Origin of the sequence: uncultured Polaribacter sp. (genome assembly GCF_947500975.1) — a bacterium.
Taxonomy (GTDB): Bacteria; Bacteroidota; Bacteroidia; order Flavobacteriales; family Flavobacteriaceae; genus Polaribacter.
Genome location: NZ_CANMUE010000001.1, coordinates 30,039 through 43,251, shown reverse-complemented (window position 1 = coordinate 43,251; position 13,213 = coordinate 30,039). Strand labels below are relative to the sequence as shown.

Sequence of the window (13,213 nt, the reverse complement as noted above, 5' to 3'; positions counted from 1 at the left end):
ATTAGTTTTTAAGTTCTTCTAAAGTTTCACAAACAAAATTTCTGTCTTTACGTTTTTTTGGTGCTTGTATTTTACCTCCATTTAACTTTTCATTTAGCATCATATTAATTAATCTACTTTTTTCTGATGTTATTGCGGCACGTTTTTTCAAATCTTCATTTCTATCAAAGTATATTTTTCCTTCAATAAAGGTTTTTTCTACTTTAGCATAGATAGACATTGGATGGTCGCTCCATAAAACAACATCTGCATCTTTACCTTCTTTAATACTACCAACTCGATCATCTATATGTAATAATTTTGCTGGGTTTATTGTAACCATTTTCCATGCTTCTAATTCAGAAACTCCACCATATTTAACTGTTTTTGCAGCTTCTTGATTTAAACGTCTAGACATTTCTCTATCATCAGAGTTAATTGCCACAGTTACACCAGCATTGTGCATAATTGCCGCATTAAAAGGAATTGCGTCATTTACTTCGTATTTATAAGCCCACCAATCAGAAAAAGTAGAGCCACCAACGCCATGTTCTACCATTTTGTCAGCAACTTTATAACCTTCTAAAATATGTGTAAAAGTATTAATGTTAAAGTTAAATTTTTCAGCAACTTTCATCAACATGTTAATTTCTGATTGTACGTAAGAGTGACAAGAAATAAAACGTTCTTTGTTTAAAATTTCAGATAATGTTTCCATTTCTGTATCTTTTCTATATGGTTGACCACTTTTCTTTATGGCATCATATTCTTTTGCTCTAGTAAAATAATCAATAAACATTTGTTCAACTCCCATTCTTGTTTGTGGAAAACGAACTCCGTTTTGATAACGAGATTGTTTTACATTTTCACCTAAAGCAAATTTTATAAATTTAGGAGAGTTATCATAAATCATATTATCGGCATTTTCTCCCCATTTTAATTTGATAATTGCAGAACGTCCTCCAATAGGGTTTGCCGATCCATGTAAAATTTGTGCAGATGTAGTTCCTCCAGAAATATTTCTATAAATATTAATATCATTAGGATCTATTACATCTTCTATGGTTACTTCTGCAGATGAGTTTTGTCCTCCCTCATTAATTGCAGATGCAGCAATATGCGAGTGTTCATCGACAATACCAGCAGTTAAATGTTTACCTGTACCATCAATTTCAATGGCTTTTCTTACGCTTAGATTTTTACCAACTTTTATTATTTTCCCATCTTTAATTAAAACATCTGTATTTTCTAAAATACCTATATCTTCACTTGTCCAAACAGTTACATTTTTAATTAAATAGTTTTCTGCTTTTGGTTGGGTATAATTTCCAAAACCTAAATTTGGATAAGTAACTGGTAAAACAACAATAGCCTCGTCTTTCTTTTTAGAATTAGATTTTTTCTTATCGACATCCTTTTTTACTTTTTTACTTGCAGACCATCTTGTTTCATTGTTTGCACTATCAAAAGCAGCACCTTCCATTACATTAGATGAATTGATAACTTTACCAATCATTCTTGTATAAGTACCATTTTCATTTAAATTAATTGAAATCCAATCATCAGCAAATGAAAAGGTAGATTTCACTTTTTCATCACCTTTTTTAAGAACTCCTTTTTGTTTAGCTCCTTTACCCGTGATAATTAAATCGTAATTTGTGTTATTTACGTTTAACATATAATTACCTGTAATATCTCTAATATTCATATCGCTAATTATATTTTTATCACCTTGAACCCAATTTTCATATATTGTAGTTTTTGAGTCAAAAACATCTCCAGAAGTAATGATAAAATTAGCATAACTACCAGTATTTAAATTACCAATTGAATTATTTCCTATAATTTGTGCAGGTATAGTGGTTAAAGCAGCTAATGCTTTTTCTTTGCTAAAACCATACTTTATGGCTTTTTGTAAGTTTTTATGAAATAGTTTGACCTCTTTTAAACCATGAGTTGTTAAGGCAAAAGTGATGTTATTTTTGGCAAGAACACTTAAGTTTGATGGTTCTTGATTCCATTTACGCATATCTCTTAAAGAAATTTGTTGTGCTAATAAAGGGTTAGAAACATCATAAGCATTTTGAAAATTTACAGGAATTATAAATTTTGCATTGGTTGCTTTTATATCATTAATTCTTTCATACTCATCTCCACTACCAACAATTGTGTATTGTACCCCAAATTGATCTCCAACTTTGTCTGCTCTTAAAGCATCTAAATGATTGCCGGTTTCAAAAATTTGCAATAAGTTTTTATTATTATTAAAAGCCTCTAAAGCCATGTCTTTGTTTTTCATGCCGCCATTTGCATACCAATCTGCATCATTATAAACTTGACGTAATAAAGCCATAGCACCCATTCTTGACCCTGGATAAGCTTGTCTGGATTTTACACTTTTAGAAAAAGAAAAATGTTGTGCAGATTTTGTATCTAAAACTCTATAAGCGTTTGAAGATTTTGGATTTAATGCAATTAATAAACCATTTCCTCTTATAATACCATCATGTAAGTGAGTATTTATAACACCAAAACCTGCATTTAAAAGTTTTTTTGCATTTTTTGTGTCAAATTTAAAATCGTTAATAGGGTTGGTTTCAGGCCTAATATGATCATTCCAATAATAACCTTTTCGGTTAGCTGCATATTGACGTGATCTAGGTCTACCTGCAGGTCGTTTTGGTTTTGTAATTCCGAAGTTAGAATAAATGTCAATAAAAGAAGGATAAATTGTTTTTCCATTAAGGTTAACAGTTTGTGTACCAGAAGGAATTTTAACAGATTTACCAACACTTACAACCTTACCATCTTTAATTAATAAAGTTCCTTTTTTTATAACTTTATTTGAGGTTACATAAATGGTTGCATTTGTAAAAGCATACAAAGAGCTTTTAGTAATTTTAACTCCTTTATCCGTAGGAAAATAATCTTGTGCCTTTGCCACAAAATAGGATATGAAAAAGAGTATAAAGAATAGTTTTTTCATGTGGTTTATAATTTGAATTTGATATAAATTTATTGATATGCTTTTTGAATGATGTTAAAAATAGTTTCTTTAACAAAACTTTAAGAAAATTAATGCTGTTCTGAAGCTTCAAAATAAGAAATAAACAAGTCTATAACATAACTGTAAGAGTCAATACCTTTGTTTTGTTTGTTGGCTTTTAAATAAGCATTGTATCCTTTTTTAACTAAAGGTTCAAACGGATTTTTATACTGTTTCCAAAATTCATTACTTTTATTAAAATCTTTAATAATTCCTTTATTAACAGTTGTCATAAGCTTTTTTGATAGATTTTTATCACGCTTTCTAATTTCCATAATACAATACCCAAAAGCCATTCTATAACTTGCATATTTAAAATAAAGATCATCATTATAATTAGCTGCTAAAAAACCAACAAAATTAGCTTCATTTTCTGCAGCAAAACCAATTTGATGGGCCATTTCATGACAAGTTGTAGTCGGATAACTCGTTTTAGGAACCCTATCATTAACCTGTGCTTCACCAGTTAAAGGATTTAAATATCCTGATGTTCCATTATAAGATTGCAACAAACTCATTAATGAGCTCTTTACTGATTTATATTGATATTTTAATTGCGGAAAATCTTTTGATAAATTATCATATCCGGCAACTGCCATCGTATACATTTCTTTTTGAGAATAAGGGTTTTTTACTTTTAAAGTATCGTTTTTTGTAATTTCTAATTGATAATAATTTAGCTTTTCAATAATGTACTCTGTAACTTTTTGTAGTTGTTTTGTAGTGTACTTTTGCTGTTTATAATTTAAGTTCTTTGCTAATGGTTCTCTATAGTAATTTAATCCCCAAAAAATATAAAAACAAAAATAAATAATAGAAAAAACAGCTATTAAATGTAGTGTTTTAGGTAAAAAGTTTATAAATCTGTTTTTTATCAATCTAAAAAAAAAACGAATAAAAATAAAGAGGAGGTAAGCCAATAGTATATCTCCAACAGAAAAAGGAATCCACCCTAAAATAAGTCTAAAGAATGATGACATATATGGATATAATCCATTTGAATAATATCGTTCAACGAATGCAGAGTTTTTAGATGCTAACTGCACCAAAACTATTTGAATTGGTAGTAAAATTGCTAAGATGTTATGTGCTTTATTCCACTTCATTGTGGTAAAAATAAGATTTCATTTTGGAAGTTGACTGGTTATTAACAAGATAATCTAAAAATGTTCATAACAATTGTGTACAAATAAAAATTAGAATTTAATTAGCAATATCAACCTAAAAAATTACTTTTGTTAAGATGGAAAGAACGACTCCTATAGCAGGTAAAAAAATAGATAAATCAAGATTAATTAATCTTGAAAAAGGTAAAATTCCGCCACAGGCAGTAGAATTAGAAGAAGCTGTTTTGGGGGCAATGATGATTGATAAAAAAGGAATTGATGATGTAATAGATGTTTTGAGCGCTGATGCTTTTTATGATGCGAAACATCAAGAAATATATGCGGCAATTTATCAATTGTTTCAAAATTCTGAACCTATTGATCTTTTAACTGTGTCCAATTTATTAAAAAAGAATGGAAAGTTAGAGTTTGTTGGTGGCGATTTCGCATTAATTCGTTTAACGCAAAAAGTAGCCTCATCTGCACATATAGAATTTCATGCTCGAATTATTCTTCAAAAATTTATACAACGAAAGTTGATTTCAATTTCTTCAGAAATTATAGAAAACGCATATGATGAAAGTACGGATGTTTTTGAACTATTAGATGATGCTGAAGCAAAACTTTTTGAAGTTACCCAAGGTAATTTAAAGAAGAGTTCAGAAGATGCTGGATCACTTGTAAAACAAGCTTTAAAAAAGATTGAAGAAATAGGAGGTAAAGAAGGAATGTCTGGTTTGGCAACAGGTTTTACAAAATTAGATGCATTAACTTCTGGTTGGCAACCGTCGGATTTAGTAATTATTGCTGCACGTCCTGGTATGGGAAAAACAGCATTTGTAATTTCGATGGCAAAAAATATGGCAATCGATTTTGGCCATGGAGTTGCCGTTTTTTCTTTAGAGATGTCTTCTGTACAATTAATTACCCGTATGATTTCTTCGGAAACGGGTTTAACATCAGAAAAATTAAGAAAAGGAAATTTAGAGCCTCATGAATGGGAGCAATTAAATGTAAAAGTTAAAAAACTATCTGATGCACCTATTTTTATTGATGATACACCATCTCTTTCTGTTTTTGATTTACGTGCAAAAGCAAGACGTTTAGTTTCTCAACATGGTGTAAAAATTATTGTAATTGATTATTTACAATTAATGACAGCAGGAGGAAAGGCAGGAGGAAATCGTGAACAAGAAATATCAATGATTTCTAGAAACCTAAAAGCCTTAGCAAAAGAATTAGAAGTGCCAGTAATTGCATTATCTCAGTTATCTCGTGCAGTAGAAACCCGTGGAGGAAGCAAAAGACCGCTGTTATCAGATTTACGTGAATCTGGTGCTATTGAGCAAGATGCAGATATTGTTTCGTTTATTTTTAGACCAGAATATTACGGAATGACAGAATGGGATGATGATGAGCATACACCTTGTGAAGGTCAAGGTGAATTTATTGTAGCAAAACACAGAAATGGTGGTTTAGATAATATACGTTTAAAGTTTACAGGTCATTTAGCAAAATTCTCTGATTTAGAAGAAGGATTTAGTTCTGAATTCCAATCTTCTATGAATAATCCTTTTGAAGATGACATTTCTGTTGATAAAAGAATTGAACCGAAAGATGCCTTTGGAGGTGATGATGTACCTTTTTAAATTGATAATTGATATTAGGTTAAATAATTAATAAAATTATATAAATACACAATTGCTTATAAAGTAATTGTGTATTTTAGTTTTTAATATGAAAAAACTTTTAACAATACTTACGTTTCTTTTAATATCTAATTCTATCTGGGCATCTTTTATATATGTTCCGATGGATCATGATAATCAAAAAAATCATTTAAAAGCATACGGAATTGTATATTATTCTTTAGAAGCTGGCTTAAAAGCAAAATGGTTATTAAATTATGATGGAGGCGCGTTTTTAATAGAAAATAACAAAGCTGTTGAAAACGAATGTAAAATTCGTGGAGTTTCATATCAAGTGATTTCTGATGCTAAATCTCAGTTAATTTTACAAGAAATTGCTTCGCCCTCTTCTAACCAAGATGCAGTAACTTTAGAGAAAGCACCTAAAATTGCAGTATATTCTCCAAAAGATAAAATGCCTTGGGATGATGCTGTAACTATGGTATTAACCTATGCAGAAATCCCTTTTGATGTAATTTATGATGCTGAAGTTTTAGCTGATAAATTACTAATTTATGAATGGTTGCATTTACATCATGAAGATTTTACAGGTCAATATGGAAAGTTTTATGGTTCTTATAGAGCAACTCCATGGTATATTGAAGGGAAAAAAAGAGCAGAAAAATTAGCAAATGAATTAGGGTTTAATAAAGTATCTGAAGAAAAACTAGCAGTTGCTAAAAAAATAAGAGATTACGTTATTGGCGGAGGTTTTATGTTTGCAATGTGTTCTGCTACAGATAGTTTTGATATTGCACTTTCTGCAGAAGGTGTTGATATTGCAGAAGCAATGTTTGATGGAGATGCATCAACTTTAAACTACCAATCTAAAATCAACTTTAATAAAACATTTGCTTTTAAAGATTTTAATTTAGTAAAAAGTCCAAAAACATATGAGTTTTCTTCAATTGACATGACTAGAAAACGTAAAATACCAAAAACATCAGACTATTTTTCTTTAATAGAATTTTCTGCCAAATGGGATCCAGTTCCAACAATGTTAACACAAAATCATACAATTTTAGTAAAAGGTTTTATGGGGCAAACTACCTCATTTGACAGAATTACAATTAAAACAAATGTGTTGGTTTTAGGGGAAAATAAAACCAATAGAGAAGCACGTTACATTCATGGTACAAAAGGTAAAGGAATGTTTACTTTTTATGGAGGACATGATCCGGAAGATTATACACATAGAGTTGGAGATCCAAAAACAGAATTAGATTTACATCCAACATCACCAGGTTACCGTTTAATATTAAATAATGTTTTGTTTCCTGCAGCTAAAAAAAAGAAGCAAAAAACATAAAATTAATATGTTAATAATTAACAAATAAATATTAGATAATAAACCTACAAATCCAATCACTTTTGTATTTTTGTTGGCATCAAATTAAAAATAAAAATGCCAACAACACAACAATTACAAGATTTTACACAACAAGTTAGAAGAGATATTTTAAGAATGGTGCATGCTGTAAATTCTGGTCATCCAGGAGGGTCATTAGGATGTGCAGAGTTTTTTACTTGTTTGTATCAAGAAGTAATGGATTACTCTACTGACTTTGAAATGGATGGAAAAAATGAAGACTTATTCTTTCTATCTAATGGTCATATTTCTCCAGTTTATTACAGTGTTTTGGCTCATAGTGGCTTTTTTCCTGTTTCAGAATTAAGCTCTTTTAGGTTAATAGATACTCGTTTGCAAGGTCATCCAACTACACATGAAGGTTTGCCAGGGGTTAGAATTGCTTCAGGTTCTTTAGGTCAAGGTATGTCGGTTGCATTAGGTGCAGCTCAAGCTAAAAAGTTAAATGGTGATGATAAAATAGTGTATTCTTTACATGGTGATGGTGAGTTGCAAGAAGGGCAAAACTGGGAAGCAATTATGTATGCATCAGCAAAAAAAGTTGATAATTTAATTGCCACAATAGATTTAAATGGAAAACAAATTGATGGATCTACTGATGAGGTTTTACCAATGGGAAGTATAAAAGCAAAATTTGAAGCTTTTGGTTGGGATGTTTTGGAAGTAAAAAAAGGAAATGATATTGAAGCAATATTAGCTGGTTTGGCTGAAGCAAAATCATTAACTGGAAAAGGTAAACCAGTTTGTATTTTATTATATACAGAAATGGGTAATGGAGTTGATTTTATGATGCATACGCACGCGTGGCATGGAAAAGCACCAAATGATGAACAATTAGAGAGTGCATTAGCTCAAAACCCAGCTACTTTAGGAGACTACTAAAATTGAATCTTAAAATTAAAATATTAAAGAGTTTTTCAATCTATTTGAAAAACTCTTTTTTTATACTTTTATTTGGAAATAAAATGTAAGAATAACTTTATTTTTACAACTAATGAGTTGAATTTTATATTAAATTTTTTAATTATATGAAAATAGGAATTGTTTGTTATCCAACTTTTGGAGGTAGTGGAGTAGTAGCTACAGAATTAGGAATGGCTTTAGCTGATAATGGTCATGAAGTACATTTTATAACATATAATCAACCTGTTCGATTAGATTTTTTATCAAATAATTTACACTTTCACCAAGTTTTAATTGAAGAATATCCATTATTTCAATATCAACCTTATGAATTGGCTCTATCAACTAAAATGGTAGAGGTAGTATTGAGGCATGAATTGGAAGTGTTGCATGTCCATTACGCAATTCCTCATGCATATGCTGCTTTTATGGCAAAACAAATGCTAAAAGAAAAAGGGATTAATATTAAAGTAGTAACTACTTTACATGGTACAGATATTACTTTAGTTGGTAGTCACCCTACCTATAAATCTGCTGTAGAATTTAGTATTAACAATTCTGATGTAGTAACAGCTGTTTCTAATAATTTAAAAGAAACAACCAATCAATTATTTAATATTGATAAAAATATTGAAGTTGTTTATAATTTTATTGATACTGCAAAGTATGATAAAGCGGAAGGAGAAGAATGTAAACGAATAGCATTAGCTAAACCAAATGAAAAAATTTTAACTCATATAAGTAATTTTAGACCTGTTAAAAGAGTAGAAGATGTAGTTAAAGTTTTTTATAAAGTTCAAAAAGAAATTCCTTCAAAATTATTATTGATTGGAGAAGGACCAGAAAGGATAAAGGCTGAAAAGCTAACTAAAAAATTAGGTATAACAGAAAAAGTTTTCTTTTTAGGAAACAGCACAGAAATTGCTAAAATACTATGTTATAGTGATGTGTTTTTACTACCATCTCAAACAGAAAGTTTTGGTTTGGCAGCTTTAGAAGCAATGGCAGCTAAAACGGCTGTTATTTCTACTAATACAGGTGGTTTGCCAGAAGTAAATATAAATGGTGAAACAGGTTTTTTAAGCAACCTTGGAGATGTTGATAATATGGCTAAAAATGCTATCTCTATTTTAAAAGATAATATAGTTTTAGAACGTTTTAAACGGAATGCAAAAGAGCATACAAAAAAGTTTTCTCTTCAAAATATATTACCAATTTATGAAGATATTTATAAATCTTGTTATAAGGTTAAATAACTCAATTCACTAATAAATATTAACCATTCAATAATTTTTTTTAAATCCTATTAAAGTTTATTTTTATTTTAGATAATTAAAGAGATAAGTAATATTTTTTATTATTTTTCTATTTTAAATTTTATTAAAATAAAAATATCATTTCAATACTCTTTTTAGGTTTAAATTAAACTATGAAAAAGATAATTTTTATCTTCTTATTTCTATCTACTTTAATAGCTTATTCACAATTAAGGTATACTGATGAATTACCCGAAAAATATTTAGATCTATCTAAAAATACAGTAAAAGAGATATTAGAGGTTTCAGATTTTTATTTAATTAGAGATTTAAATAAATCTTTAGAGTTAATAAAGTTAGCTGAGAAAAAAAATAGTGAAGATAATTTATCCACATATATTAATCTGGCATATGCAAACTATTATTTAGAAGTAGGTTTTTTTGATATTTCTTTAGAAAAAGCGCTTATAAGCTATCATCAATTAATTAAAATTAATGATAAAGAAGCTTTACGTAAGGTCAGAAGAGTATTAGCAAAATTAGATAGATTTAATTTAAATATTGATAAATCAATTAAAGAATACAATTTATTGATTTCAGAAACTTCTAAGAACAAACCTTCTTTAGAATTGGGTGGTTATTATTTAGATATAGCAAACACTTGCATGTATTTAAAAAATGACAAACTTTATGAAAAGACCAAAAAATATTTAGATTTAGCTTTAACAGTTTTTGAAAAATTAAATAATAAAACAGGTAAAGCAATGGCGTACTCAATTGGTGCTCGTCGTTTTAAACTATTACTATTTAATAAAGGAGATAAAACTAATTTTAACAAAACAGAAGCTTCAATTAAAAAAGCTATTACAATTTTTAAAGAGTTAGATCAAGTAAACAATGAAGCATACGCACTCTATACTTATGGCACACTTTTTTCTATTTATGGAGATCATAAATCGGCAATACCATATTACAAAAGTGCTTTAAAAAAGTATAAAAAAATAGGAGAACTATATTTTTCAATGAAAATTAGTCAACATTTATTTGTTTCTTATTCAATATTAAATGAAAACAAATTAGCTATAGATATTAATCAGAAATATATAAAATTAAAAGATTCAATATTCAACATAAAAAAAAGAAAATTCATTGCAGATTCTGAAGTGAAGTTTCAGGTTGAGAAAATAAAGTCTGAAAAAAAAATAGCTGAATTAAACAATAATAGAACTAGGAGTATATTAATCGGCTCAATAATTATCTTTATTTTATTTATTCTTTTGTTGTTATTTTATTTCGAAAAACTAAAAACAAAAAGAAAAATTGAGTTTGTAAAACTAGAACTGAAAGAAACTCAAAAACGTTTAGAGGTAGAAAAGCTATATAACGACTCGGAATTAAAAGTTTTAAAATCTCAAATGAACCCTCATTTTATTTTTAATGCTTTAAATTCAATTCAAGATTATATTATTTTAAATGAAAAAAAATTAGCTAGACAATATTTAATTAAGTTTTCTAAACTAATAAGAATTTATTTAGAGCAAAGTCAAAAGTCTGTTATTTCTTTATCAGAAGAAATTAAGGCTTTAACTTTATACTTAGAATTAGAAAAAGATAGATTTAATGATGATTTTACATTTAATGTTTCTATAGATGATACCTTAGATTTAGATAATGTTAGCATACCTTCTTTATTTTTACAGCCTTATGTAGAAAATGCTTTAAAACATGGGTTGTTGCATAAAAAAGATAATAAAAGGTTATCGATTTCTTTCCAAAAAGAAACGTCATTTAATTTGTTAATTTGTACAATTAAAGACAATGGAATTGGTAGAGAAGCATCTTTAGAAATTAATAAAAAAAGAAATAGATTTCATAATTCTTTTGCAACTTCAGCAAATCAAAAAAGAATAGATTTACTAAATCAAATAAACGCTAATTTTTTAAATTTAGAAATAAATGATTTGTTTGAAAATGAAATAGCTTCAGGTACTGAAGTTGTTGTAAAAATATCATTAAACTATAAAAAATGAAAGTAATTATTATTGATGATGAAAGTAGAGCAAGAAATGTTCTTAAAACATTATTGCTAGAAGAATGTACAGGTATTTCATTATTACTAGAAGCTTCTAATTTAATAGAAGGTGTTGCTATAATTAAAAAAGAACAACCACAGCTTGTTTTTTTAGATGTAGAAATGCCACAACATTCTGGTTTAGAAATTTTAGATTTTTTTAAAAATGAGCCTATAAATTTTCAAATAATTTTTACAACAGCCTATAGCCAGTATGCAATAGAAGCATTTAGACTATCTGCTATAGATTATTTGATGAAACCAATTGATACAGATGAATTGCAAAATGCACTTTTAAAAGCTCATGAAAATATAAAAGAAAAGAATGTTACCGATAAATTAATCAATTTAGAAAAAGCATTTCATCAGTTATCTTTAAATAAAATTGCACTTGAAATTCCAAAAGGTATTATTTTTACTTCACATGATGACATTTTATATTTTGAGGCAGATGGTGTTTATACAAAAGTATTTCTTAAAAATGGTAAATCAGAATTAATTTGTAAAACACTAAAACACTTTGCTGATCAGTTAAAAGAAAAAGCTTTATTTTACAAACCACATCGTTCTTATTTAATTAATTTAAAGTTTATGAATGAGGTTGTAAAAAAAGATGGTTTACACATTGTTATGGAAAACAATAGAACTATTCCTATAGCAAGAGATCGTAAAGATGCTTTTTTAAAAATGATAAATTCTACTTTTAATTAATTACATTTCACAAGAAAAAACACACCATTAACTAATTAATTTACCTTTTAAAGCTTCATTAGAAAGATATTTATAGCATAACATAAATTTTTAACTAATGAAAAATATTTTAAAACTTGTACTTTGTTTCTTATCAATAGCAACATTTTCACAAAAAAATTTTTTTGAAACAATTGAGTCTCATGGTTCAGAGGCAGTTTATCAACGTTATTACTCTGTGTATAAGGACGATAAAGGAAACCAACAAATAAAAGGTAAACAGTATAAATTAAAAACGGAAATTTTAACATTAGATGGTGTGTATTCGGGTATTAAATTATTAGGTGCCACTAAAGAAGATAAATCTGGTATAAATACTATTGACGCTACAAAATCAAAATCAAGTAAAATAATTGGGTATCCTAATGTATCACATTTGGTAGATAGAGTATCAAGAAAAGGGTTTGTAGCCATAGATGACTTTATTTTTAAAATAGGCGGTGTTTGGAAAGAAAAAGATGGTGTCGGTTTTAATGATATCGATGAAATTTATATTAGAGTAGGTGCATCAGGAGACTCTAATGATAAGAAGTCAAAAAAAACAAAAAAGAAAAAATTTGGTGCTTTTATGAGTAAACTAAAAGATGCCGCCTTAAATAAAGCTCCACAAGAATGTACAAGTCCTGCATGTAAAAAAGCATTAAAAATGGACCTAAAAAAGCACGTTAGAGATTATCTATTAAGCATGAAATCTAAACAAGATGCTTATACTCTAACAGCAAAAGATAAAGCAGACATTGCTAAAATAAATAATGCTGTAAATGGATATTATCAAATGGTTGACAAGAAAAATGAAGCATATTGGAATAGTGAAGAAGGTAAGGCAATAAAAAGAAATAAAGAAAATTATAATAGTGCAAAACAAAAGCATTTAAGAGAATGTAAAACAAGGTATTGTGAAAATAGTTTTCATAAATATTAATTTTTTTTTTTGATGTCAACTTAAAAGAGAGACTTAACAAAGTCTCTCTTTTTTAAATCATAAAATATACATAATTAATTTGATGATTTTATGTGTTTTACTATTTATAAGTAAAACGTTACG

General features: G+C 28.0%; 9 protein-coding genes. 7 read left to right on the top strand and 2 right to left on the bottom strand.

Annotated elements, in window-relative coordinates:
- Position 1: 1 nt before the first annotated feature.
- Together Q0733_RS00170 and Q0733_RS00165 are read right to left on the bottom strand one after the other, a co-directional pair.
- Positions 2-2,965, bottom strand: a complete 2,964-nt coding sequence (locus tag Q0733_RS00170) for an amidohydrolase family protein (protein WP_298777497.1) — start codon at positions 2,963-2,965, stop codon at positions 2-4.
- 89 nt (positions 2,966-3,054) lie between these two features.
- A complete protein-coding gene (locus tag Q0733_RS00165) occupies positions 3,055-4,131 on the bottom strand; it encodes a DUF3810 domain-containing protein (protein ID WP_298777494.1) in 1,077 nt (358 codons plus the stop codon).
- A 137-nt stretch (positions 4,132-4,268) separates the two neighbouring features.
- Here Q0733_RS00165 and dnaB point away from each other — a divergent pair, with 137 nt between their 5' ends.
- The 7 genes from dnaB to Q0733_RS00130 all read left to right on the top strand — a co-directional run bounded on the left by dnaB (position 4,269) and on the right by Q0733_RS00130 (position 13,090).
- Positions 4,269-5,780: a replicative DNA helicase gene (dnaB, locus tag Q0733_RS00160; protein WP_298777492.1), complete on the top strand. Its 1,512-nt coding sequence runs from the start codon at positions 4,269-4,271 to the stop codon at positions 5,778-5,780.
- An 88-nt stretch (positions 5,781-5,868) separates the two neighbouring features.
- On the top strand, positions 5,869-7,128 hold the full coding sequence (locus tag Q0733_RS00155) for an asparagine synthetase B (protein ID WP_298777490.1): 1,260 nt from the start codon (positions 5,869-5,871) through the stop codon (positions 7,126-7,128).
- Between the two features lie 96 nt (positions 7,129-7,224).
- Positions 7,225-8,070: a transketolase gene (locus Q0733_RS00150; protein ID WP_298777489.1), complete on the top strand. Its 846-nt coding sequence runs from the start codon at positions 7,225-7,227 to the stop codon at positions 8,068-8,070.
- Between the two features lie 146 nt (positions 8,071-8,216).
- On the top strand, positions 8,217-9,347 hold the full coding sequence (gene bshA / locus Q0733_RS00145; protein ID WP_298777487.1) for an N-acetyl-alpha-D-glucosaminyl L-malate synthase BshA: 1,131 nt from the start codon (positions 8,217-8,219) through the stop codon (positions 9,345-9,347).
- Positions 9,348-9,520: 173 nt separating this feature from the next.
- A complete protein-coding gene (locus Q0733_RS00140) occupies positions 9,521-11,377 on the top strand; it encodes a histidine kinase (RefSeq protein ID WP_298777485.1) in 1,857 nt (618 codons plus the stop codon).
- Entirely contained in the window at positions 11,374-12,129 is a 756-nt protein-coding gene (locus Q0733_RS00135; protein ID WP_298777483.1) for a LytTR family DNA-binding domain-containing protein, read from the top strand. The genes Q0733_RS00140 and Q0733_RS00135 overlap by 4 nt, the downstream gene beginning before the upstream one ends.
- Before the next feature lie 97 nt (positions 12,130-12,226).
- Positions 12,227-13,090: a hypothetical protein gene (locus Q0733_RS00130; RefSeq protein ID WP_298777480.1), complete on the top strand. Its 864-nt coding sequence runs from the start codon at positions 12,227-12,229 to the stop codon at positions 13,088-13,090.
- Positions 13,091-13,213: the final 123 nt, after the last annotated feature.